A 24,120-nucleotide genomic window follows, 5' to 3' on the forward strand; every position below is an offset into this window, starting at 1 on the left:
CGCGAGCAGGCTCGCTCCCACACTGTAATATTCGACAGACACAGACCTCACGTATACACGGACCCCCTGTGGGCGCGAGCCTGCTCGCGAAGGGGCCAGCCCATCCAACATCTTCAGTGGCTGACACGCCGCCTTCGCGAGCAAGCTCGCTCCCACACTGTAATATTCGTCAGACACAGACCTCACGATATACACGGACCCCCTGTGGGAGCGAGCCTGCTCGCGAAGGGGCCAGACCATCCAACATTCAGTGGCTGACACGCCGCCTTCGCGAGCAGGCTCGCTCCCACATTGCAATATTCGACAGACACAGATCTCACGGTATACATGGAACCCTGTGGGAGCGAGCTTGCTCGCGATGGGGCCGGCTCATCCAACATCTTCAGTGGCTGACACGCCGCCTTCGCGAGCAAGCTCGCTTGTATGGTAGGACTTGAAGGGAGGAGGAGGGACTAGGCTCGATTCTGACTGTTAGCCGCAGTACAGACCGTGGGAGATTTCACCCCTCCTCCTTTCACCCAAGCGCCGATAAAGAATGCATCTGGCCTAGACCGACGATAGGAACAAGCCTGCGCCTCTGGGTGAACCCTTCAAGTGTTCAAACCTTAGCCCGGAGGATTTTCAATGGCAATGCCCGTCGCCACCGCCCAGCCGATCGTAGGTGTGGATGTCGCCAAAGATGAGTTGGTGATTTATCACGCCCAATCCGATCGACTCGAAACGATCCCCAACACCAAAGCTGATATCAAAAAGTGGCTCAAGGCATTACCTGCGCCAGTGGATGTCGCCATCGAAGCCACTAATATCTATCACCAGGACTTCGCCGATCTGGCTTATGCGCATGGCTGTGTGATTTATATGATCGGCGGTTACGAACTCAGTCATTACCGCAAAGGTGTGAAAGTGCGCGCTAAAACCGATGCGCTGGATGCTCGGTTGTTGGCTCGCTACTTGAACAACGAAGGCCACCAGTTGCACCCTTGGTCCCCGCCATCGCCCCTGTATTGCAGGCTTATAAGCCTTTTCCGGCGACGGGCAGCCTTGGTTCAGGCGCGTGTCAGCCTCAAGCAAAGCTGGTCAAACGAACCGTTGCTCAAAACGGCCTTTGAGAACCAGATAAAGGCAATGCAAAGACTCGAGATTTTGCTTGAGAAAACAATCCAGACGCAGTTGGATGCAGCCGGTTTGGGCAGTCAGCTCAAGCGCTGCATGAAAGTCGAAGGCATCGGTCTGTTAAGCGGTGCCCGTTTGCTCACGTCGTTTCAACGTGGAGATTTCAGAAATGCCGATGCCTTCATCGCTTTTCTGGGTCTGGACCTGCGCATATCGGACTCGGGAAAAAAGAAGGGACGCCGCTGCCTGTCTAAGCGAGGTGATCCGGAGGCACGCCGATTGATGCACAACGCCGCGATGTCGGCGAGTCGCACGGCGGCGTGGAAGGGATTTTACGAGGGTTTGAGGTCCCGAGGGCTCAGCACAACCGAGGCATTGGTAGCGCTGGCCCGCAAGCTTGCCCGAGTGGTATTCGCTCTGTTGAAGAACCAGAGCGAATACTTACCAAAAGGCATTTAGGGGCTAGTCCCGCACCATAGAATCTCCCACATTGGATTTTCGACAGGTACAGACCTCACGGTATACACGGAACCTCTGTGGGAGCGAGCTTGCTCGCGATGGGGCCAGCCCATCCAACATCTTCAGTGGCTGACACGCCGCCATCGCGAGCAGGCTCGCTCCCACATTGCAATATTCGACAGACACAGATCTCACGGTATACACGGAACCCCTGTGGGAGCGAGCTTGCTCGCGATAGGGCCAGCCCATCCAACATCTTCAGTGGCTGACACGCCGCCATCGCGAGCAAGCTCGCTCCCACATTGGATTTTCGACAGACACAGACCTCACGTATACACGGACCCCCTGTGGGAGCGAGCCTGCTCGCGAAGGGGCCAGACCATCCAACATTCAGTGGCTGACACGCCGCCTTCGCGAGCAGGCTCGCTCCCACATTGGATTTTCGACAGGCGCAGATTTCACAGCCCACAGGGGAAGCCCGAACCTACCAAACCAGGTCAAACCCAACCCCTACAACCAGGGATTCTCGGCCAGGTGCCGACGCTCGAACCGGCGAATCTGCTCGGCACGCTGGAGCGTTGCGCCAATGGCATCCAACCCCAGCAGCAACGACTCCTTGCGCAGTCTGTCGATCTCGAACGGCATAACGCTGCCGTCCGCCAGCTCAATGCGCTGCTCGGGAAGGTTGACGGTGATAGCGGCCGTATCCGCACGGCCAACGAGTTCGGCAATCTTTTTCCACTGGACCTCGGCAAGCTCAATCAGCAGCACCCCGTTTCGCTGGCAATTGTCGTAGAAGATCCCGGCGAAACTCGTACCGATCAGCGCCCTGATCCCTACCTGCTTCAAGCCCCAGACCGCATGCTCACGGCTTGAGCCACAGCCGAAGTTTTCGCCCACCACCAGGAACGTCGCATCGCGCCAGCCAGGTTGATTGAGCACGAAATCCGGATTGGCAACGCCAGGCTCGCGCCATCTCAGGTCAAAGAACAGGCCCCGGTCCAGCCCCTGGCGGTCAATGCCCTTGAGGAACTGCTTGGGCATGATGACGTCGGTGTCGATGTTGGCGGCGAGCAGCGGGGCGGCGATGCCGGTTACGGTGTCAAAGGGTTGCATCTTCAGGCCTCCGGGAGCAGTGAGCGGACGTCGGTCAGGTGACCGGTTATCGCGGCGGCGGCCACCATGGCCGGACTCATCAGGTGAGTGCGCGCGCCTGCGCCCTGGCGTCCTTCGAAATTGCGATTGGTGCTGGATGCGCAGCGATCGCCTGGTGCAAGCACGTCGTCGTTCATCGCCAGGCACATCGAGCAGCCGGACTGGCGCCATTCGAAACCGGCGTCACGGAAGATCGCAGCCAGTCCTTCCTCTTCGGCCTGGTCGCGCACCGCGGTGGAGCCGGGCACGATCATCGCCCGCACATGGGCCGCGACCCGCTTGCCGCGGACGACCCGTGCCGCGTCGCGCAGGTCTTCGATGCGCGCATTGGTGCAGGAGCCGATGAAGGCATGGCTGATCTGCACTTCGCCAAGGGGCATCCCTGGCCTCAGCCCCATGTAGTCCAGCGCCCGCTGCAGGCCCTGGCGCAGGATCGGGTCGGGCTGCGCCGCCGGATCCGGTACCTGGCCGCCAATCGGCGCTGCCTGGTCGGGGCTGGTGCCCCAGGTCACCATCGGCTCCAGCGCAGCGACATCGAGGCTCACTTCCCGATCGAATACCGCGCCCTCATCGCTGCGCAAGTCTCGCCACTTGGCCACGGCCTGTTCCCACAGCTCGCCTCGAGGCGCACGGGGTTTGCCTTGCAGGTAGGCGAAGACTTTGTCATCCGGCGCCATGAACGCGCCTCTCGCACCCGCTTCCACGGCCATGTTGCAGATGGTCATCCGCGCTTCGACGCTCAGTGCGCTGATGACCGGGCCGGTGAATTCGATTGCGTAGCCCGTAGCGCCCGAGGCGCCGATTTTTTCGATCAGCGCCATGATGACGTCCTTGGCGGTGACGCCCGCGCCGAGGGCGCCATCGACCGTGACGCGCAGGGTTTTCAGGCGCTTGTAGACCAGCGTCTGGGTGGCCAGCAAATGTTCGATTTCAGAAGTGCCGATGCCGAAACCGAACGCCCCGAGCGCACCGTAGGTGGTGGTATGGCTGTCGCCAGCGGCGATGACCATGCCCGGCAGGATGAAGCCTTGCTCGGGAGCGACGACGTGCTCGATGCCCTGGCGCTTGTCGAGCACATCGAACAGTTCGATGCCGAAGTCTCGGCAGTTTTCGGCAAAGTAGGACACCTGCCGGGCGCCGCCCGCGTCCGGCATGGCCGCGATACGCTCGGGCGTGGTCGGGTTGACGTGGTCAACCACCGCGAGGGTTGCGCTGGGGCGCCAGACGTTGCGGTGGGCTTCGCGCAGGCCGCTGAACGCTTGCGGGCTGGTGTATTCGTTGGCGACCTGACGGTCGATGTACAGCAGCACATGGCCCTGATCATCCAGCGGGCAAACGGTATGGCTGTCGATATGTTTCTGATAAAGCGTTCTCGGGCTGTTCATTTTCGCGCGCTTCTTGTCCTGGCGGGGCTTGCTGTGAACAGCATATGCCCCGCCCTGAAAGCATCAAGCACGCAAAAGTGAAGGCGTTGCACACGAGTCGTGATCAATCACCCAAGGGGCGGCCATCAACGTCGTCCAGTGCGGGTGCTGACGTCTACCCATACGGCCAGGACCAGGATGCTGCCTTTGACAATCATCTGCCAGTAGCTGTCGACGTCGAGCATCGACATGCCGTTGTCCAGGCTGGTGATGACCAGCGCGCCGAGCAGCGCACCGTAGACCGTCCCGGAGCCGCCGCGCATGGAGGTGCCGCCGATGAAACAGGCAGCGATGGCGTCCAGTTCGCCCATGTTGCCGGCCGAGGGGGAGCCGGCCGCCAGGCGCGCGGTATTGACCATGCCGGCGAGGGCGCACATCACGCCCATGATGCCGAAGATCCAGAGCTTCACCGCTTGCACGTTGATGCCGGACAGGCGGGTGGCTTCCATGTTGCTGCCCACGGAATAGACACGCCGGCCGAACACGGTCTGGCTGGTCACGTAGCTGAACACCCCCAGCAGGACCAACAGCAGCAGCACCGGAACCGGAATCCCGTCGTAGCTGTTCAGCGTGTAGACGAAGCCGGCGAGCACTGCGCCGATCAACACCACCCGCACCACGTCGCGCACCAGTGAATGGGCGGCCAGGCCGTGCAAGGCGCGATTGCGGCGTTGTTTCCAGGTCAGGAACAACGTCAGGGCAAACAGCACCACGCCAAGGCCTGTGCCGACCGCATGGGGCAGATAACCCTGGCCGACATAAACCAGCTCCGGCGATACCGGGGCGATCGTGGTCCCGCCGGTGATGCCCAGCAGAATTCCGCGAAACGCCAGCATGCCGCCCAAGCCGACAATGAACGAGGGAATGCGCAGGTAGGCAGTCATGTAGCCGTTGGCGAGGCCGATGACCAGCCCGCACAGGGCGACCAGGCTCAGGTTCGCCAGTAGCGGAATGTGATAGACCACATCGAGAATCGCCGCGAGCCCGCCGAGCAAGCCCAGCAGCGAACCCACCGACAGGTCGATCTCACCGCTGATGATCACCAGCACCATGCCGCAGGCCAGGATTCCGGTGATGGACATCTGCCGCAGCAGGTTGGAGAGGTTGCGTGGAGTCAGGAATCCGCCCTCGGTCTGCCAGCTGAAGAACAGCCAGATGACTGCCACGGCAATCACCAGGGCGAGCATTTTGTAGCGGGTGAACACTTGTTTGACCTGATTCATCTACGCGGATTTCCGATCATTGTTGTCAGGGGCTTCGGGATGGCTGAGCGCGGCCGCAAGCACCTGCTCCTGGGTCAGTTCACGATTGACGAAATCGCCGCGCAACTGGCCGTCGCCAATCACCAGCACGCGGTCGGACACCCCGAGCACTTCGGCCAGCTCCGAGGACACCATGATGATCGACACGCCTTCGGCCGCCAGCGCGCCCATCAGCTTGTAGATCTCGTACTTGGCACCCACATCCACGCCTCGGGTGGGCTCGTCGAGAATCAACACCCGTGGCTTGGTCAGGAGCATCTTCGCCAACACGGCTTTTTGCTGGTTGCCGCCGGACAGGCTGGTGATCGGCAGGAACGGGCTTGCGGTCTTCAGATGCATGCGCGAGATCTCCCGGTCGATGCTGCCCAGTTCGGCCTCGGCATCGATCCGGGTCATCTTCGAGAAGTTCTCCAGCACCGCCAGGGTGATGTTCTGGCCGACGCCCAGGTCCGGGATGATGCCTTGGCGCTTGCGGTCTTCGGGGACCATGCACAGGCCGGCGCGGATCGATTTGAGCGGTGTGCTGCTGTCGATCCGCTGGCCGTCCAGCCAGACCTCGCCTTCATGGCGTCCGGGGTAGGCGCCGAACAGGGCCGACACCAGTTCCGTGCGACCGGCGCCCACCAGCCCGGCGATGCCGAGGATTTCCCCGCGCTTGAGCGCAAACGAAATATCGTCGACCCGTTTGCGCCTGGGGTTGTCGACGTCGTAGCAGGTGATGTGGCGCGCCTCGAAAATCACCTCGCCGATCTCGTGGGGTTCGGTGGGGTAGAGGTTGCTCATTTCCCGCCCGACCATCTGCGTGATGATTTTCGGGATATCCATATCGGCCATGGCGGTGGTCGCGATGTGTTTGCCATCGCGGATGACGGAAATGGTGTCGCACACCGCCGCCACTTCATCGAGCTTGTGGGAGATGTACACGCAGGCCACACCCTTGGCCTTGAGGTCGCGGATGATGTCCAGCAGCACCTCGATTTCCGAGCGGGTCAGGGCCGAGGAGGGCTCGTCGAGGATCAGCAGACGCGCCTGTTTGTTCAGCGCCTTGGCGATCTCGACCAGTTGCTGGTAGCCACCGCCGTACTGCGAGACCGGCAGCGAGACGTTCATGTCCGGCACTTTGAGTTCACGCATCAGGGCTTCGGCGCGATGGATCATCGCCGGATAGTTCATGCGCCCGCCGGGCAGGGTCAGCTCGTGGCCCATGAAGATGTTTTCGGCCACTGACAGGTCGGGGACCAGCGTCAGTTCCTGATGGATGATGACGATCCCGGCGGCCTCGGTTTCGCTGATCGATTGGGCTTTCAGCGGCTGGCCGTCCCAGAGGATTTCGCCCTCCCAGGTGCCAAAGGGGTAGACCGCCGAGAGGACTTTCATCAACGTGGATTTGCCCGCGCCGTTTTCACCGCACAGGCCGACACATTCCCCGGGCCGGACCTTGATGTCGATGCCGTTGAGGGCTTTGACACCGCCAAAGGTCTTGACGATGCCGTTCATTTGCAACAGGTATTCGGACATGGCGAGGGCTCGTAAAAAAGGGCTCACAGGCAGCGTTGAGGAGCACCACCCAGCCCTGTGGGAGCGAGCTTGCTCGCGATGAGGCCGTCACATCCGACACCAATGTTGACTGTCAGGCCGCCATCGCGAGCAAGCTCGCTCCCACAGGGACTGTTTGGCAAAAAGTCCCCGGGGTGCGCTTTGATCACTGCCCGGCAATCTGCGCCTTGGTGTAGAACCCGTCTTTTTCCAGCAGGTCGATGTTGTCCTTGGTCAGTGCGGTGGGCGTGAGCAGGATGGTGTCGACCTTCTTGTTGCCGTTGTCGTACTGCGAGCTGTAGGTGGGCTTCTCGTTGCGCGCCAGTTGCACTGAGAGCTTGGCGGCTTCGGAAGCGATCAGTTTCAGCGGCTTGTAGACCGTCATGGTCTGCGTGCCGTCGATCACGCGCTTGACCGCCGCCAGGTCGGCGTCCTGGCCCGAGATCGGTACCTTGCCGGCCAGCTTCTGCGCGGCCAGAGCCTGGATGGCGCCGCCGGCGGTGGCGTCGTTGGACGCGACGATGCCATCGATCTTGTTGTTGTTCCGGGTCAGGGCGTTTTCAACGATGCTCAGGGCTTCGGTGGGGTTCCATTCCTTCACCCATTGCTGGCCGACAATCTTGATGTCGCCCTTGTCAATGGCCGGTTGCAGTACCTTCATCTGGCCTTCGCGCAGGATCTTGGCGTTGTTGTCCGTAGGGGCGCCGCCCAGCAGGAAATAGTTACCCTTCGGCGCTGCCTTCAGGACACCGCCGGCCTGCATCTCGCCGACTTTTTCGTTATCGAAGGAAATGTAGGCGTCGATGTCGGCGTTGAGGATCAGCCGGTCATAGGACACCACCTTGATCCCGGCCTTCTTGGCTTCGGCGACGGCGTTGGTCAGTACGGTAGCGTTGAACGGCACGATGACGATCACATCGACACCCCGGGAAATGAGGTTTTCGATCTGGGAAATCTGCTTCTGCTCGTTGGCGTCCGCCGATTGCACGTAGACCTTGGCGTCGAGTTTTTCCGCCGCCGCGACAAAGTAGTCACGGTCGCGCGACCAGCGTTCCAGGCGCAGGTCATCAATGGAAAAACCGATTTTCGGGTGGGTCGCGTCGGCCATGGCCGGAAGCGACAGCAGGGCGAGGGCGCCGGCGAGCAGGGTACGTTTGAAGGTTTTCATGGTGGTGCGTCCTTTTATTGTTTTTTGAAAGACACTGCCTGACGATGAACATGATGCCGGTAGAACTGTAGAGACTTGTTCGGCGTTCCGGGCGCAGATTTGTCGCGCGAATGTAACAACCTCCCTGCGCCCACGAAGGTTGCCTGCCGTCAGGGGTAGATGAACCGGTTGACGACGTTTTCCAGCATCTCCTGCCGACCGCTGACGGCCTGCGGATTCAGCTCGTTGGTGAACGCGTGCTCAGCCAGTGATTCGAGGCTGAAGTCCCCCGCCAGAACCGCCTTGCCGAACGGCTGCTGCCAGCCCGCGTAGCGCTGGTCCTTGAATTTCTGCAGTTGATCGTTCTGCACCATGGCCGCCGCGCGCTCCAGGGACAGGGCGAGCACGTCCATGGCGGCAACATGACCGTGGAACAGATCGACGTCGTCCACGCTCTGGCGGCGGACTTTGGAGTCGAAGTTGAACCCGCCGTTGCCGAAGCCCCCGGCCTTGAGGATTTCATAGGTGGCGAGGGTCATTTCCTCGACGCTGTTGGGAAACTGGTCGGTGTCCCAGCCGTTCTGCGGATCGCCACGGTTGGCATCGATGCTGCCGAAGATTCCCAGGGAGACCGCCGTGGCGATTTCATGATGGAAACTGTGCCCGGCCAGGGTCGCGTGGTTGGCCTCGATGTTGACCTTGATTTCGTTCTCCAGGCCGAACTGTTGCAGGAAGCCGAACACGGTGGCGCTGTCGTAGTCGTATTGGTGCTTGGTCGGCTCCTGGGGCTTGGGCTCGATCAGCAGGTCGCCCTTGAAGCCGATCTTGTGCTTGTGCTCGACCACCATGCGCATGAAGCGGCCCAACTGTTCGCGCTCGCGCGCAAGGTCGGTATTGAGCAGGGTTTCATAGCCTTCACGGCCGCCCCACAATACGTAGTTGGAACCCTTCAAACGTTGAGTGGCGTTCATGGCGCTGAACACCTGGGCGGCGGCGCAGGCGAAGACCTGTGGGTCCGGGTTGCTGGCGGCGCCGGCGGCAAAACGCGGGTTGCTGAAGCAATTGGCGGTGCCCCACAACAGCTTGATTCCGCTTTGTTCCTGATGGCGCTCCAGGTGATCGACCATCTGCGCGAAGTTGTTGCGGTATTCCTTCAGCGATTGTCCTTCCGGCGCGACGTCGGTGTCGTGGAAGCAGTAGTAGTCGATGCCCAGCTTGGAAAAGAACTCGAACGCCGCCTCGGCCTTGCCTATCGCCAGTTCCAGCGGGTCCCCGGCGTGCTGCCACGGGCGCTTGAAGGTCCCGGCGCCGAACACATCGGACCCTGGCCAGACAAACGTATGCCAGTAGCAGACGGCCATGCGCAGGTGCTCGCGCATGGGTTTGCCGAGCACCAGCTTGTTGGCGTCGTAATGGCGGAAGGCGAGCGGCGAGTCGCTGCCGGGGCCTTCATAACGAATCGGCTCGACATCGGGAAAGTACGACATGGGCGGGTTTCCTTTTTATTCTTGGCGGTGTCCCGATACTACCGCCGGCCCGCAGGCTGCTGATTATGAAAATCACCAATCGGCAGTTCGATTTTGAGTATTGAGATTCGCCGTTCGCGCGCCTAGTCTGTGTCCATCGGCCCAGGGTAAAAACAATGAAAATCGTCCCGCCCGTTCACCGCATCGCCCTGCTGTTCAACGGCAGCAAGATCTACGACCGCGGCATCATCAGCGGCATCGGCAACTACCTGAGCAGCACGCGCGCGTCCTGGGACCTGTTTCTCGAGGAGGATTTTCACTGCCGGTTGAAAGGGATCGAGCGCTGGCAGGGCGATGGAATCATCGCCGACTTCGATGACCCGCTGATCGGCGAGGCGCTGGCCGGGATCAAGCTGCCCGTGGTGGCGGTGGGGGGCTCGTATCAGGACGAGCGCGCCTATCCAAAGGGTATTCCATATGTCGCTACGGATAATCACGCGCTGATCAAGTTGGCCTACGCGCATCTGATCGAAGCCGGGTTGACGCAATTCGCCTGTTTCAGCCTGCCCGAAGCCCAGGCCAATCGCTGGGCCCAGGAACGGGAAAAGGCCTTTCGTCAGTTGATGCAGCGCGATGGCCTGCCGGCGCAGGTGTACCGGGGCATGGGCACCAGCGCGCCGCTTTGGGACAGCGCGGTCGAGCAGCAGATCGCCTGGCTGCAGAGCCTGCCCAAACCCATCGGCATCATCGCGGTCAGCGACGCGCGGGCCCGGCAGTTGTTGCAAGCTTGCCTGACAGCCGGGATCGCCGTGCCGGAGCAAGTCGCGTTGATCGGCATCGACAACGACCCGCTGACCCGCAGCCTGACCCGGGTGCCGCTCAGTTCGGTGGTGCAGGGCACCGAAACCATGGGCCGGACCGCCGCGCGCCTGCTTCATCAGATGCTGCACGGCATGCCTTCCACCGGCACCCAGGTGTTGATACCGCCCGAGGCGATCAACGTGCAAGCGTCGAGCCTGCACCAGCCACTGGGCAATCCTTATGTCATGCAGGCTTTGTTGTTCATTCGCCAATACGCCTGCCAGGGCATCAAGACCGCGCAAGTGGCGGCGTATGTCGGCGTGTCGCGTTCATCCCTGGAGTCGCATTTTCGCAAGGAGCGTGGTTGCAGCGTTCACGACGAGATCCTGCGCTTCAAGCTGGCGGCGGCGGCCAGCGGGTTGGAGAACACCGAGCTGGCAATTGCCGATATCGCCCGCGATTGCGGCTTCAAGTCGGCGCAGTACCTGCACACGGTGTTTCGCCGCGAATTCGGCTGTACGCCTCGGGGATTTCGCCAGTCAGTCGGATAGCCAGGTACTCATCACCCGCCGATCCAGTTCCTCCCAGTCCGCCATGCCCAACACCCGGGTAGTGTTCAACCCGCGCAGGTAACCGCGCAGTTGATTGGCCGTGTCCCGCTTGAGCTGGGGGGCGATTTCGGCATTGCTCAACAGCACGCTTTCGTACTGGACCAGGTACTCAGCCACCCGCTCACGGAAGTCGGGCAGTACCGCGTCACGAATCAAGTCAAACGTTCTCATCCGTTCCTCATCATCATCCGGCTTGCAACTATTGCTATGAGTAATAGTGACCATTAGCAAATGCAAGTTCTGCTTTGCGGGCAATCATTGGAAAATCAGCGCCATCGAGACGCAGCCCAACGTTTTTATTTTCAGGACCGATCCATGCGCCCTTTATTTCTACTGTCCCTGGCGTTTTCCCCGCTGTTATTGGCGGGATGTGCCTCGGCACCGAACGATCCGACCCTGACCTTGCAGACCAGCAAGACCCCGGCCGAATACGCTGAATGCGTCGTGCCGAAGTTGCAAGGCAGCGCTTTGCACCCGATGGTCTCGCAGAGCCAGCGCAGCTACCGCATCGTCGTGCCGAGCAAGATTTCGGCGGACAACGTGCTGGAAGCCTACAAGGCCGGCAGTGGCGGCAAGGTGTTTGTCTACGAGCGCCACCTGCTGGCGTCCAATCTCCTGCCTTCGAGTTTCGAGCGCGCCGCACAGGAATGCATCTGACCGGCCCGTAAACGCTTTTCTCCGTGCTCCTTTGGTTGGCCGCAACCAACCAATTCCCTTGCCCCGCACCGTCTTCGGTCGCGGGGCTTTTTTTGTCCGGGGACCTCACATACCTTGGTGTGAGAGGATGGCGGACGCAAATCCGCCGCAGAAAAAAGGACTGAAATGACCATGCTCCCAGCGTACTCCGCGCCATTCGCCCTGGCGCTTGCAGCCTTTTGCGCACCGGCGCAGGCCGCGACGTGGCAGATCTGCGAAATCCAGCTGCACGTCACCGAAGTGGTGAAACGGCCCACGCCGAAGCTCCAGGCCCAAGTCCTGAAGGCGCGCCCGGCCTCGCCCAGTGTGGAATGCCCGGAAGAGGGCGCGGTGATCAGCTTCATTCCGGAAACCGCCGACTACCAGGCCACCCTGCCACGCCGCAAATGGCCCGGGAAAGGCCAGGCGATCCGGATCAAGTACCGCTATCTGGATGGGATCTGCAAGGGCGACGGCAACGACTATCCTTGCCGTATCGAGCATTATCCGTTTGTGGCTCGATGAGAAAGTCGCTCATCGGACGTCCAGAACTACCGGGGCTGGATTGAAAGCGAGTACCAATGATGCTGCCCGTTGGCCTCTGCCTGGGTAGGCTCCACCACAAAACCACAACGATCGAGCACTTTCACCGAGCCGGCATTTTGTACATAGACTTCGGCGAGCAACCGTTCGAGTCGCCAGCGTGACCGGGCCTGCTCGATCAAGTGCTTCACTGCCAGCGTCGCCAGTCCCTTGCCACAAGCGTGTTGGGCGATTCGATAGCCGACTTGCGCCGTTCGCTCGCTGGTGTCGATGTCCTTGAGGTTCGCTCGTCCGATGATCATTCCGCCGGCGTCCTCGATGACAAATGGGTGCCAGGTCCCGGCGGCGAAGCCGGACAGGTAATCGCCGATGTGCTCGCTGACCCCCTGCAACGAATAAAACGCCGGCGCGCGCGCATCGATGTGCTGCTCGAACCACTTGCGATTATCCACTTCAAACGCCAGCAATGACTCGGTATCGGCGACTTGCAGGGTACGAATCCTGATGGCTTCCTTGTCCACGTTTCCCATCCTTGTCAGTCGAAGCATTCACAACGCCAGATCCGGGTCGGAATCGCTGTTTTTCTGCCCCACGGGATCGCTGTTGGTCGGGGCCTTCGATTCGGCGTTTCCACGGATGTCCGGCGGCGGCGCCAGTTTTAGCACATCGCTGGTGTATTTCCATTCCTCATAGACACGATCAGGATCATCGTTTAGCCGTGTGCCATAGCTGGGAACGATCTGGTGCAGTTTTTCCTGCCAGGCCGGCGAGGCCACCTTGTCCTTGAAGACCCGCTGCATCACTTCCAGCATGATCGGGGCTGCCGTCGAGGCACCAGGGGACGCGCCCAACAGGCCGGCAATGCTGCCGTCCTGGGAGGCGACTACTTCGGTGCCCAGTTTGAGCACGCCACCTTTTTCTTCATCGCGCTTGATGACCTGCACGCGCTGGCCGGCTTGCCAGAGGCGCCAGTCTTCCTTCCTGGCCTGGGGAAAATATTCCTGCAGGGCCTTGAACCGATCATCATCGGAAAGCATGAGCTGGCCGGCCAGGTATTCAACCAGCGGGTATTGTTCGATGCCTACTTTGGTCATCGGCCAGATATTGTGCGGGGTCATGCTGGTGAAAAGGTCGAAGTACGAGCCTTCCTTGAGGAATTTGGTTGAGAAGGTCGCAAACGGACCAAAGAGGATGACGCGCTTGCCATCCAGTACGCGGGTGTCCAGGTGCGGCACCGACATCGGTGGCGCGCCAGTGGAAGCGATGCCGTACGCCTTGGCCATGTGTCGCTCGGCAATGCCAGGGTTCTCGGCGACCAGGAACGAGCCGCCGACCGGGAACCCGGCGTAGTCGTCTGCCTCCGGGATGCCCGATTCCTGTAGCAGATGCAGTGCGCCGCCGCCGGCGCCAATGAATACGAACCTGGCGTCGGTGGTGGTCGTTTCACCGTCCTTGAGGTTCTTGTATTCCACGCGCCAGGTACCGTCGTCATTGCGGGTGATGTCGCGCACTTCGCTGGAAAGCTTCAGGCTGAAGTTGGGCCGGCTCTGCAAGTAGCTGACGTACTGGCGGGTGATTTCGCCAAAATTCACATCGGTGCCGATCGGCGTCCAGGTGGCCGCGAGCTTCTGGTTCGGATCGCGGCCTTCCATCATCAAGGGCACCCACTTCCTGATCTGCTCCGGGTCCTCTGAATACTGCATCGGCCGGAATAACGGGCTCGCTTGCAGCGCCTCGTAGCGTTTTTTCAGGAATTTGATGTTGTCGTCGCCCCAGACAAAACTCATGTGGGGGGTGGAATTGATGAATGAAGGCGGATTCTTCAACACGTTGTTGCGCACCTGCCAGGCCAGGAACTGGCGAGTGATCTGGAAGGCTTCGTTGATCTCGATGGCCTTGGAAATGTTGACGTTGCCCTGGTCATCCATCGGCGTGTAATTGAGCTCCGCCAGTGCCGAATGCCCGGTGCCGGCGTTGTTCCAGCCGTTGGAGCTTTCTTCGGCTACCGCATCCAGGCGTTCGACCATTTCCATCGACCAGCCAGGCTCAAGCTCGTTGAGCCAGATGCCCAGCGTCGAACTCATGATGCCGCCGCCTACCAGCAGCACGTCGACCTTCTTCGTTTCCGCCGCCTGGGCCCCGTTGACGCCTGATAAGAGCGCAGCGCCCAGCAGGACCGCGATAATGATTCTGTTCATAGTTCCATCCTCGGCGACCCGAGGAGTCGCTCGTTGACCAATTGACGCTACCGACCTTGTGTTGACCTGCATGAAGAAAAGACTGTTCAGCGACCTGGCGGCGGAGAGTGACGAAAGGCAGCCTTGCCCTTGGGCAACGTCGAGGGTTTGACGACCCGAGGGAGACGCGGCATATTGTGCTCGGTTGTGTATATTTATGCTCGTTTATGCAGGTTCAGCTGTCATGAGTGCTACCCACGAAGTGTTTCCCGGCGAACGCCAACGCTTGATCAGCGAGCGGCTTGCCCTGTATGGCCGGGTCATCGCGGCTGATCTGGCCATTGAATTCAACGTTTCTGAACATTCGATACGCCGAGACCTGGGCACATTGGCGGCGGCGGGCTTGTGCAAGCGCGTCTATGGCGGCGCGATTCGCCTGCCGGCCGCCGAAGCGCCGATCGATGTGCGGATCCACCAGGATCCAGCGCGCAAGGATAATCTTGGCCAGGCGGCAGCCGCGCTGCTTAGCGCAGGCCAGCATGTATTCCTGGATGCCGGCTCGACCAACCTGGCCATTGCCCGTGCCATCGACCCGGGGCTGCAATTGACGCTCAGCACCAACTCCCCGCTGATCGCGGTGGAACTGATGAAGCTGCCCCGCGCCGAGGTCATCCTGCTCGGCGGTCGCATGAACCGCGTCGCAGGCGGGGCGATCGGTCTGGCCGCCGTCCAGCAATTGCGCCAGTTCAATTTCGACTTGTGCTTTGTCGGGGCCTGCGCCATCGACCCGGACAATGGCGTCACGGCGTTTGGCCTGGACGACGCCGAGTTCAAGCGCGCGGTGGTCGCGGCCAGCGGTCAGGTGGTGGTGGCGGTGACCAACCAGAAGCTGTCCAGCGTCGCTCATTATCAAGTGGCTTCTTGTGAAGAGGTGACCACGCTGGTGGTGGAGCAAGACGCGCCGCAAGAGCGACTCGGCCCCTTTTTCGAGCGAATCTCCAAAGTCGTGAGGGCGGTCGAGCAGCAATAACGCAAGGCAAGGGGATTCGACCCATTGTCCGCCAGACGATTTACGTCTAGTTTGCTGGCCCATCATAAGTACAAAAGTCAGGAGTCATCGATGCAACCGATTCGTCTCGGCCTGGTGGGCTACGGCAAGATCGCCCAGGATCAACACGTTCCCGCCATCCAGGCCAACCCCGCGTTCGAACTGGTAGCGGTCGCCACGCAAGGCAAGCCCTGCGCCGGTGTGGAGAATTTCCAATCCTTGGGTGAGTTGCTGGAAAACGGCCCGCACGTCGATGCAATTGCCTTTTGCACGCCGCCACAAGGGCGATTCGGTCTGGTCCGGCAGGCGCTGGCTGCCGGCAAGCATGTGCTGGTGGAGAAACCGCCCTGTGCCACCCTGGGCGAAGCGATGGCGCTGGTGGAGCAGGCGAGCGAGCAAGGCGTCAGCGGCCTGTTCGCCTGGCATTCGCGTTTCGCCCCGGGCATCGAGGTTGCCCGGGACTGGCTCGCCAGTCGCACGCTGCAAAGCGTCCGGATCGATTGGAAGGAAGACGTGCGCAAATGGCACCCCGGCCAGGCGTGGATCTGGCAACCGGGTGGCCTCGGGGTCTTTGATCCGGGCATCAACGCCTTGTCGATCGTCACCCATCTGCTGCCGCTGTCGCTGTTCGTCGAGTCGGCCGAGTTGCGCGTTCCCGACAATTGCCAGTCACCGATTGCCGCGAGCATCAGGATGTCGGATGCCCGCCATCTCGATATCCGCGCCGAATTCGATTTCGACCATGGTCATGATGAGCTCTGGAGCATCGAGATTCGCTGCGCCGAAGGCGTTTTGCGACTGGACAACGGTGGTGCGTTGTTGAGCATCGACGGCGTGCGCCAGTCAGTGTCGGAGGAGGGCGAGTACGCGGCGGTGTACCGGCGCTTCCAGCAGTTGATCGGTAACAAGGCCAGTGACCTGGACCTGCAACCGCTGCGCCTGGTTGCGGACAGCTTTTTCGTCGGCAGCCGGACCTTGGTCGAGCCGTTCTACGACTGAATGGCGAGCGGGCCCATCCTCATGGGGGATGGGCCCGCGGCCTGCCTATTGATGTATTTCGGCAACCGACATGGTGAAGATCAGCTTCGACTTGCCGGCGTTGGAATACGTGTGCGCCACGTCGGTTTTCGCGACCGCCGAGCTACCGGCGGGGACGACCAGTTCCGTTTCTCCCACCACACATTTCAGTGTGCCTTTTTCTACATGGAACAGCTCAAGCGTACCTTGAGGGTGTCCGGCCGAGGCGAAGGTTTCGCCGGGAAACATTTCCCAGCGCCACAGCTCGATCATGTTCGGGCCTGGCGTGCCGGCCAGCAGGCGCGCGCTGCCTCCCAACTCTCCGGTCCAGAGCGTGGGAATGTCCTGGCTGTCGATGACATGGGCCGAGGGCGCTTCCGCCACGTTGACAATGTCGGCCACCGAAAGGCCCAGCGCCGCGGCGATCTTGCACAGAATGCCGATGCTCGGGTTGGCCGTGCATTTCTCGATTTCCACTACCATCCCTTTGCTCACGCCCGAGCGCCGGGACAGTTCGTCCAGCGTGATTTTCTGAGCCTTGCGCGCCTGCTTGAGCGTGCGCGCAACGGCCAGGCTCACCGCGTGGGCGTCCGCACCAGGGACGGTCGATAGAGGGCTGTTCAGGGGCGTCACCAAGGATCGCGATAAATGTGCCAGGGATTCTCGGCGTTTGCCGGGGACGGCGTCAATCGGCTCATCGCACTTTGCTGACTAAAAAGTCGATATATTGACTTTGGCGGCCGGCGGTGACTAGCATGAAAACCGATTTTGAGTTGCTGGAGAATGCTGATGCTGTCGGTACAGCCGTTGATCGACCAAGCCGTTGCCGAGCTGGCGCCGGGATTCAGGGCCCTGAGCATCGTCGCGCAAGCTGCGCCGCTCACCGATCCCGACGTCGCCCGCGCGGCGCTGGAGCGGGCCTGTCAATCGGTGCTGGCGGGCGGGCCGGCCTGGGCGGAGGCCCATTTGCAGCAGTGGGCCCAAACGTTCCGACTGTTCGGTGCCAAGCCGCAACGCACACCTTGTTCAGCCGAAGCGTTGCGCAAGCGGGTGCTGCGCGACGGCGGTTTGCCGAGCCTTGATCCGGTCGTTGACCTCTACAACGCCATCAGTCTCGAATATGCGATCCCGGTGGGCGGGGAAAATATCGAGGCCTACGCAGGCTCGCCGCGACTGGTGATTGCCGAGGGTGGCGAACCGTTCGATACGATGAAAGAGGGCGCGCCTGCCCATGAATATCCCGACGCCGGCGAAGTGGTCTGGCGCGACGACCAGGGCGTGACGTGCCGTCGCTGGAACTGGCGCCAGGGCGTCAGGACCCGCTTGGACGCGGAGGCCCGGCAGATGTGGTTCATCCTCGAAAGCTTGCCGGCGATGCCGCTCGAAGCGCTGACCGAAGCGGGCGACAGGCTGATAGAAGGGTTGCAGTCGATGATGCCCGGCGTGCAGATCGAGAGCGTGCTGATCGGGCCCGGAAGCTAACGCGCTGGCGAAAGCTCTCGTGGCGAGGGAGCTCGCTCCCGCTGGTCTGCGCAGCAGACCCAACCCAGCCAACGCAGTCATTCAGGCATATCGCATTGACCGGCTGACGACTGCTGCGCAGCCGAGTGGGAGCAAGCTCCCTCGCCACAGGAGGTTGCGCGCGTCATTCAGTCCAGGTCTTGCGCGCTATGCCGCTCTGGCACCTGGCTCGTTTCGTCGCCCCAGGTCCGGTTGACACGCTGTCCGCGCGCCACGGCGGGACGCTTGGCGATTTCCTCCGCCCAACGCTGCACGTGGGTGTATTCGTGGGCCGCCAGGAACTCGGCCGCCGAGTACACGTTGTTCCGCACCAACTGGCCATACCAGGGCCAGACCGCGATGTCGGCAATGGTGTACTGGTCGCCGGCCAGGTAGCGGTTTTCAGCCAGGCGACGATCCAGCACATCCAGTTGCCGCTTGGCTTCCATGGTGAAGCGATTGATCGGGTATTCGAGTTTCTCCGGCGCGTAGGCGTAGAAATGTCCGAAGCCGCCACCCAGGTAAGGCGCCGAGCCCATCTGCCAGAACAGCCAGTTCAAGGTTTCGGTGCGCCCGGCCGGATCGCTCGGCAGCAGCGCAGAAAATTTTTCCGCCAGGTACAGCAGGATCGAACCGGACTCGAACACCCGGATCGCAGGTTCGACGCTGCGGTCCAGCAGGGCCGGGATCTTGGAATTCGGATTGACCTCGACGAAACCGCTGGAGAACTGGTCGCCTTCGCCGATGCGAATCAGCCAGGCGTCATATTCCGCGCCGGTGTGCCCGAGCGCCAGTAGCTCTTCGAGCAGGATGGTCACTTTCACGCCATTGGGCGTTGCCAGCGAATAGAGCTGCAACGGATGCTCGCCGATCGGCAGGGTTTTTTCATGGGTCGGCCCGGCGACAGGGCGGTTGATGCTGGCGAAATGGCCGCCCGAGGGGGCTTCGTGCTTCCAGACTTTGGGCGGGACGTAAGACGCTTGGCTCATGGGACGTACCTTATCGTTTGAATGCGCTGATCCTGAAGCGAAGCCATAGCACATTTGCGCTATGGCTCAGGTCGGGGACATGGACTCTAATCTATGGGCGCTCTGTCAGGCAGACAAGGGCCGTCGAAAATAATGCCGAGGGTCAACGGTCATTTCATTTGATGAAACAATGGATTTCAATCCGTGCGTATTCTTGCGCCGACGCATTGGGCAGAAGATGACTCCACCCGCCCACACACCCGATCAAGGGGGTGACGGACGAACCCTGACCGTAGCGCACTGACCCAGGCAGCAATGCCGCAGGCGCAAGGAGTGATCGATGAACGAAGCCTCGAAAGTAGCCCCTTCGCCCTGGCATGAAGGCGAGTTGGCCTTGCAGCGCACCGTCGGGGCAGTAGAAATGATGGCGGGTGTCGGCCAGCGGCAACTGGCGCGTAGCTGGATGCCGGATCAGCACCGCGAGTTCTACGCTCAGTTGCCTTTCGTGGTGCTGGGCGCGGTGGATCGCCAGGGTGATGTCTGGGCGACCCTGCGCACCGGGCAGCCCGGCTTCATGAATTCACCGGACCCGGAAACGCTGCACATCCATTTCGACCCTGAGCCCGAAGACCCGGCCGAGCAAGGTATGGGCGAGGGCGATGCCATCGGCATGCTCGGCATCGAGTTGCATACCCGTCGCCGCAACCGCATGAACGGCGTCGTGCGCCGCCGGCTTGAGCGCGGGCTGGAGATCTCGGTGAGCCAGGCCTATGGCAACTGCCCACGCTACATCAACCTGCGCCAGTACCGTTTCGTCGATGAGCAGCCCGCCGAATCGCGCCAACTGGAGGCGGCCGACCCGTTGGTCCGGCAGTTGGTCACCGCGGCCGATTCGTTCTACATCGCCACCTACGTGGTACGCGACGGCGAGCGGCAAGTCGATGCGTCCCATCGCGGCGGCAAGTCAGGTTTTGTGCGCATGGACGAGGACGGCACGCTGACCATTCCGGATTTCTCTGGAAACCTGTTCTTCAATACGCTGGGCAATATCCTGCTGAACCCGCGTGCGGGCCTGGTCTTCGTTGATTTCCAAACGGGCGATTTGCTGCAGATGAGCGGATCGGCGCAAGTGTTGCTGGACGATCCGCAGATCGCCGCGTTCCAGGGCGCCGAGCGGCTGTTGCGGTTTACTCCGCAGCGCATTGTCCATCGTCCGGCGGCGCTGCCGTTGCGCTGGAAGGACCAGGACGAGGGTGACTCGCCCAATTCATTGATGACCGGCAGCTGGGAGCAGACCGCCGAGCGCTTGCAGGCCGAGGCCCTGCGCAGCCAATGGCGGGCGCTGCAGGTCACCCGGGTGGTGGACGAAAGTCACGACATTCGGTCCTTCTACCTGCAAACCAACGACGGCGTCGGTTTACCCCGGTTCGAAGCCGGGCAGCATCTACCCGTACGGATAACGCTGGAAGGACAGCAAGTGCCATCGATCCGGACCTATAGCGTGTCCAGCGCGCCGTCGGACGATTTTCTGCGCATCAGCGTCAAGCGTGACGGCGCGGTATCTTCGCACCTGCATGAGCAGATCCAGGCGTCCCACCAGATTGACGCCCGGGCGCCTCAGGGTCATTTCACGGTGAATTCGACTGAGCGCCGGCCTTTGGTACTGTTGGCGGCGGGCGTCGGTATCACACCGCTGTTGTCGATGCTGCGCGAAGTGGTCTACCAGGGGAAACGCATCAGCCGGATGCGCCCGGTCTGGCTGGTGCAAAGCGCTCGCCACGTGGCCGACCTGGCCTTTCGCGAGGAGATCGATGAACTGGTGGCCCGTGCCGGTGACAAATTGCGAGTGCTGCGCATGGTCAGCCAGCCGCCCACCGACGGGACGGTCGGGCAAGGCTACGACGTGGCCGGCAGAATCGAAGTGACGCTGCTCAAGCAACTGTTGCCCCTCGATGATTACGATTACTACCTGTGCGGGCCGGGCAGCTTTACCCAGGCGCTGTACGACGGCTTGCGCAAGCTGCGCATTCCCGATGATCGCATTCACGCCGAAACCTTCGGTCCGTCCACGCTGGTGCGTGACATCGAAGTCAGCATACCGGCGGCCGAGCAAGTGCCGGCGGCCACCGAAGCGGTAAAGGTGCTGTTCGCCGGTTCGGCCAAGGAGGCCCGCTGGGAACCGGAAAGCGGGACGCTGCTGGAATTGGCCGAGGCGCGGGGTCTGAATCCGGAGTTCAGTTGCCGCGGTGGATCCTGCGGCACCTGCAAGACCCGCATGACCCAGGGCCAGGTGCATTACCTGACCCAGCCGGCCGAGCCCGTGGCCGCTGGCGAAGTGCTGATCTGCTGCGCCGTACCGGCCCAGGGCAGCGAGCCTTTGGTGCTGGAGGTCTAGCGTGCGGCGCTGGCGCTTGTTCCTTCGCCAGCACATCCAATATCCTCATCGCCTGACACTCCGCCTTCGCGAGCAAGCTCGCTCCCACATGGGGCCTGCGGCGCATATACATCCAACGCCTGGCCCATTCCAGTGTGGGAGCGAGCCTGCTCGCGAAGGGGCCAGTCCATCCAACATCTTCATCGCCTGATACGCCGCCTTCGCGAGCAAGCTCGCTCCCACATGGATCCTGTGGCGCATACATCTCCAACGCCTGGCCCATTCCAAGTGTGGGAGCGAGCCTGCTCGCGAAGAGGCCAGTCCATCCAACATCTTCATCGCCTGACACTCCGCCTTCGCGAGCAGGCTCGCTCCCACATGGGCCCTGCGGCGCATACACATCCAACGCCGGGCCCGTTCCAGTGTGGGAGCGAGCCTGCTCGCGAAGGGGCCAGTTCATCCAACATCTTCATCGCCTGACACGCCGCCTTCGAGCAGGCTCGCTCCCACATGGGCCCTGCGGCGCATACACATCCAACGCCTGGCCCATTCAAGTGTGGGAGCGAGCCTGCTCGCGAAGGGGCCTGCGTGTTCAACACCCTGGACAGTGGATTTATTCCACAGCCGGTCTCATATGAAAAATGGTATAGGGCAGGATCAGCGTATCGGCGACGAAGCTGAGGGGTAGGTCGATGACTGCGAACGGCGCCAGTGCGCGTGCGATGGTCGCGTTATCTTCGGTCGTCGCTTTGAGCACCTGGAGATCGACGGACACGCCGCAATAAGGATGAATACCGCAAAGCTGCCCGGTGCCAAAGGTTTCGTTGGCCGTCGCGCACCCTGTCAGCAGTGCGATGGTCAAAGCAATTCCCACGATGCGCATGGCGGTCCCTCGTAATTGGTGCGCGACTGTAGCACTGTGATCGGGCTCAAATTGATTTATCCGCCCGACTCAGCGAACTCGCGATGACTCCCGCCGGTTTTCAGTACGTCGCGTTTCTCGGCTTTCTTCACGCACCACCAGCCAGATCCCGATGGCGGACACTGCCATCCCCAGTGCCATCTGCCATGAAAGCGGTTCGTCGAACATCGCCCAGGCCCACAGCATCGTGATCGGTGGGCTCAGGTACAGGACGCTGGCGACGCGGGTGGTGGACGCCCGGCGCAGACACAGCCAATAGAGCCCGTAACCGCCCATTGTCGACAAACCTGCCGTCCACAACACACTCAGCGCAAACCCCGTACTCGGTATCGGCGCCAGGCTGCCTTGCGTGCCCTCGATCACGGCGAATGCCAGGCCAGAGACGCCACATTGCAGCCAGAGGTTAGGCAGCAGGCCGAGCGATTGCGAGGCAGGCAGCTGCTTTTGCCAGAGGGTCGCGATAGCCAGCGAAAACATTCCCAGCAATGGCAGCCCGTACGCCCACAGTGGCGCGTGGCCCCAAGCCAGCGCGCCGTGGGTGCCAAGCGCAACGCCGATCAGGCCGACCATCAGCCCGGCCCAGACTCGCGGCGCCAAGCGCTGTCCCAGCGCACCGGCGGCCAGCAACGCCAGGCCTATCGGCAACAGATCGGCGAACAACGCCGCCAGCCCGGCCGGCACGCCCAAGGCGATGCCCTGGGTGATGCCAGCCAGGTACCCAGCCATCGCGAGCAGGCCGACGCCGGCGTTTTTCAACAAAGTGACTCGCGAGGCTCGCCGCAACTGCCCGGCGACAAAAGGAAACAGCACCAGTGTGACTACCAGGCAGCGCCAGAACACCACCAGCAGTGGCGGCGCGTAATCAATGGAGAATCGCGCACCGACAAACCCGGAGCTCCAGGCCAGAAGCAGGGCGGCCTCCAGCAAAGGCAAGGGGATCAGCCAATAAACGCTGGACGGCAAAGGGCAAGTGATCGATTTGGGCAGGTTCATGGTCACAGGCTACGAAAGCAGCCTAATCTAATAAATCAAAATATCTTGCAGCAGTCGTTCAGGAAAGATGAATCATGCCCGCCATTTTGGATATCGAGCTGATACGGACCTTTCACGCCGTCGCCCGCATCGGCAAATTCAGCGCCGCAGCCGAGCAGCTGCACAAAAGCCCGGCGGCGGTGAGCATGCATATCCAGCGATTGGAAGCGGTCGCTGGCGGCCGTTTGCTGAACCGCGACAATCAGGCGGTATCCCTGACCGCGCTGGGCAAACGCTTGCTGCTTTCCACCACCGAGTTGCTCACCACCCACGATCGGGTGCTGGCCGACCTGCACGGCACGCGGCTGGCGGGTCGCATCACGTTAGGCGTGCCGGACGAGTACGCCGACCACGTCATCCGCGACATCCTGCCGACATTCACCGCAGCCTGGCCTAACGTGATCCTCGAGCTCAGGACGGCCCCCAGTTATGCCCTGCGTGAGCAGGTGCAGCGCGGGAAACTGCAAGCGGCCGTGCTCGCTCAGCCGATGGATCAGCCAAGGGAGGAAACCGAGGTGTTGACTACCACGACGCCGGTCTGGGTCGGCGCGATTCACGCGATGGCCAACCCGGCGCAGCCGCTCGCGTTGGCTGTGCATGCAGCGCAGTGCCCTTATCGGCAAGCCATGATGCAGGCGCTCAGGGAGAGCGGTTACCGGCTGCGCGTAGTTCTGGAAAGCCCGTCCAACCAGGCCGTCAAGGCCTGTGTCGAAGCCGGCCTGGCGATCAGCCTGATCGACCGTGCCCGCGTGACCGAGCACATGCGGATTCTCGATGGCCTGCCGGTGATCGCCGACCATGCAGTGGTGTTCATGCGCTCCCAGGCGTCACGCGGCAATGAAGCGGTAGACCTGCTTGGCCAGGCCATGCAGCAGCGTTTTCGACTGTAG

General features: G+C 61.7%; 22 protein-coding genes. 9 read left to right on the plus strand and 13 right to left on the minus strand.

The genetic code is table 11. The features are described 5' to 3' along the window. The first annotated feature begins 624 nt into the window (after positions 1-624). Positions 625-1,572 (plus strand): IS110 family transposase, encoded by a 948-nt coding sequence (locus tag J3P97_RS12000; RefSeq protein WP_434623735.1) that lies wholly within the window; start codon positions 625-627, stop codon positions 1,570-1,572. Positions 1,573-2,082: 510 nt separating this feature from the next. On the opposite strand, the gene leuD is transcribed toward J3P97_RS12000, so the two are convergent. The 6 genes from leuD to xylA all read right to left on the minus strand — a co-directional run bounded on the left by leuD (position 2,083) and on the right by xylA (position 9,583). Then, complete coding sequence (leuD, locus tag J3P97_RS12005; RefSeq protein WP_434674257.1) at positions 2,083-2,688, minus strand: 3-isopropylmalate dehydratase small subunit; 606 nt, start codon at positions 2,686-2,688, stop codon at positions 2,083-2,085. A gap of 2 nt (positions 2,689-2,690) precedes the next feature. After that, complete coding sequence (leuC, locus tag J3P97_RS12010; RefSeq protein WP_434674258.1) at positions 2,691-4,112, minus strand: 3-isopropylmalate dehydratase large subunit; 1,422 nt, start codon at positions 4,110-4,112, stop codon at positions 2,691-2,693. A 125-nt stretch (positions 4,113-4,237) separates the two neighbouring features. Further along, positions 4,238-5,374 (minus strand): sugar ABC transporter permease, encoded by a 1,137-nt coding sequence (locus J3P97_RS12015; protein ID WP_434568680.1) that lies wholly within the window; start codon positions 5,372-5,374, stop codon positions 4,238-4,240. Next, positions 5,375-6,931: a D-xylose ABC transporter ATP-binding protein gene (gene xylG, locus J3P97_RS12020; RefSeq protein ID WP_434674259.1), complete on the minus strand. Its 1,557-nt coding sequence runs from the start codon at positions 6,929-6,931 to the stop codon at positions 5,375-5,377. It abuts the gene before it with no gap. A 184-nt stretch (positions 6,932-7,115) separates the two neighbouring features. Next, positions 7,116-8,117: a D-xylose ABC transporter substrate-binding protein gene (gene xylF / locus J3P97_RS12025; RefSeq protein ID WP_305494967.1), complete on the minus strand. Its 1,002-nt coding sequence runs from the start codon at positions 8,115-8,117 to the stop codon at positions 7,116-7,118. Between the two features lie 149 nt (positions 8,118-8,266). Further along, a complete protein-coding gene (gene xylA, locus J3P97_RS12030) occupies positions 8,267-9,583 on the minus strand; it encodes a xylose isomerase (RefSeq protein ID WP_434568678.1) in 1,317 nt (438 codons plus the stop codon). Positions 9,584-9,738: 155 nt separating this feature from the next. On the opposite strand from xylA, the gene J3P97_RS12035 reads away from it, so the two are divergent. Next, positions 9,739-10,914, plus strand: coding sequence for a XylR family transcriptional regulator (locus tag J3P97_RS12035; RefSeq protein WP_434568677.1), 1,176 nt, complete (start codon positions 9,739-9,741; stop codon positions 10,912-10,914). On the opposite strand, the gene J3P97_RS12040 is transcribed toward J3P97_RS12035, so the two are convergent. Beyond that, positions 10,903-11,145 (minus strand): hypothetical protein, encoded by a 243-nt coding sequence (locus tag J3P97_RS12040; RefSeq protein WP_434568676.1) that lies wholly within the window; start codon positions 11,143-11,145, stop codon positions 10,903-10,905. The two genes, J3P97_RS12035 and J3P97_RS12040, sit on opposite strands and share 12 nt — an antisense overlap. Positions 11,146-11,289: 144 nt before the next feature. Here J3P97_RS12040 and J3P97_RS12045 point away from each other — a divergent pair, with 144 nt between their 5' ends. Together J3P97_RS12045 and J3P97_RS12050 are read left to right on the plus strand one after the other, a co-directional pair. Next, positions 11,290-11,631, plus strand: coding sequence for a hypothetical protein (locus tag J3P97_RS12045; RefSeq protein WP_434604648.1), 342 nt, complete (start codon positions 11,290-11,292; stop codon positions 11,629-11,631). Positions 11,632-11,796: 165 nt separating this feature from the next. Continuing rightward, positions 11,797-12,174 carry a hypothetical protein gene (locus J3P97_RS12050; protein ID WP_434674260.1) on the plus strand — a complete coding sequence of 126 codons (378 nt, stop codon included), beginning with the start codon at positions 11,797-11,799 and terminating at the stop codon, positions 12,172-12,174. Positions 12,175-12,200: 26 nt separating this feature from the next. Here J3P97_RS12050 and J3P97_RS12055 read toward each other — a convergent pair whose 3' ends face one another. After that, positions 12,201-12,722, minus strand: coding sequence for a GNAT family N-acetyltransferase (locus tag J3P97_RS12055; protein WP_434674546.1), 522 nt, complete (start codon positions 12,720-12,722; stop codon positions 12,201-12,203). A gap of 18 nt (positions 12,723-12,740) precedes the next feature. Beyond that, positions 12,741-14,390: a malate dehydrogenase (quinone) gene (mqo, locus tag J3P97_RS12060; RefSeq protein WP_434604652.1), complete on the minus strand. Its 1,650-nt coding sequence runs from the start codon at positions 14,388-14,390 to the stop codon at positions 12,741-12,743. Between the two features lie 223 nt (positions 14,391-14,613). On the opposite strand from mqo, the gene J3P97_RS12065 reads away from it, so the two are divergent. Beyond that, positions 14,614-15,399 carry a DeoR/GlpR family DNA-binding transcription regulator gene (locus tag J3P97_RS12065; RefSeq protein ID WP_434568671.1) on the plus strand — a complete coding sequence of 262 codons (786 nt, stop codon included), beginning with the start codon at positions 14,614-14,616 and terminating at the stop codon, positions 15,397-15,399. A 90-nt stretch (positions 15,400-15,489) separates the two neighbouring features. Then, complete coding sequence (locus tag J3P97_RS12070) at positions 15,490-16,416, plus strand: Gfo/Idh/MocA family protein (RefSeq protein ID WP_434674261.1); 927 nt, start codon at positions 15,490-15,492, stop codon at positions 16,414-16,416. A gap of 45 nt (positions 16,417-16,461) precedes the next feature. Here J3P97_RS12070 and J3P97_RS12075 read toward each other — a convergent pair whose 3' ends face one another. Then, the gene (locus tag J3P97_RS12075) at positions 16,462-17,013 is read right to left on the minus strand and encodes an XRE family transcriptional regulator (RefSeq protein WP_434674262.1); all 552 of its coding nucleotides are present in this window, start codon (positions 17,011-17,013) and stop codon (positions 16,462-16,464) included. Positions 17,014-17,223: 210 nt separating this feature from the next. On the opposite strand from J3P97_RS12075, the gene J3P97_RS12080 reads away from it, so the two are divergent. Then, positions 17,224-17,916, plus strand: coding sequence for a B3/B4 domain-containing protein (locus J3P97_RS12080; RefSeq protein ID WP_434674263.1), 693 nt, complete (start codon positions 17,224-17,226; stop codon positions 17,914-17,916). Positions 17,917-18,083: 167 nt separating this feature from the next. On the opposite strand, the gene yghU is transcribed toward J3P97_RS12080, so the two are convergent. Continuing rightward, positions 18,084-18,923 (minus strand): glutathione-dependent disulfide-bond oxidoreductase, encoded by an 840-nt coding sequence (gene yghU, locus J3P97_RS12085; protein ID WP_434568668.1) that lies wholly within the window; start codon positions 18,921-18,923, stop codon positions 18,084-18,086. Between the two features lie 319 nt (positions 18,924-19,242). Here yghU and J3P97_RS12090 point away from each other — a divergent pair, with 319 nt between their 5' ends. Continuing rightward, on the plus strand, positions 19,243-21,297 hold the full coding sequence (locus tag J3P97_RS12090) for a 2Fe-2S iron-sulfur cluster-binding protein (RefSeq protein ID WP_434674264.1): 2,055 nt from the start codon (positions 19,243-19,245) through the stop codon (positions 21,295-21,297). A gap of 592 nt (positions 21,298-21,889) precedes the next feature. Here the strand turns inward: J3P97_RS12090 and J3P97_RS12095 are convergent. Together J3P97_RS12095 and J3P97_RS12100 are read right to left on the minus strand one after the other, a co-directional pair. Then, a complete protein-coding gene (locus tag J3P97_RS12095) occupies positions 21,890-22,159 on the minus strand; it encodes a YceK/YidQ family lipoprotein (protein WP_434674265.1) in 270 nt (89 codons plus the stop codon). Positions 22,160-22,228: 69 nt separating this feature from the next. Beyond that, positions 22,229-23,191: a DMT family transporter gene (locus tag J3P97_RS12100; protein WP_434674266.1), complete on the minus strand. Its 963-nt coding sequence runs from the start codon at positions 23,189-23,191 to the stop codon at positions 22,229-22,231. Between the two features lie 74 nt (positions 23,192-23,265). On the opposite strand from J3P97_RS12100, the gene J3P97_RS12105 reads away from it, so the two are divergent. Further along, positions 23,266-24,120 carry a LysR family transcriptional regulator gene (locus J3P97_RS12105; protein WP_434674267.1) on the plus strand — a complete coding sequence of 285 codons (855 nt, stop codon included), beginning with the start codon at positions 23,266-23,268 and terminating at the stop codon, positions 24,118-24,120.

This window comes from Pseudomonas sp. R1-15 (assembly GCF_051132085.1).
Taxonomy (GTDB): domain Bacteria; phylum Pseudomonadota; class Gammaproteobacteria; order Pseudomonadales; family Pseudomonadaceae; genus Aquipseudomonas.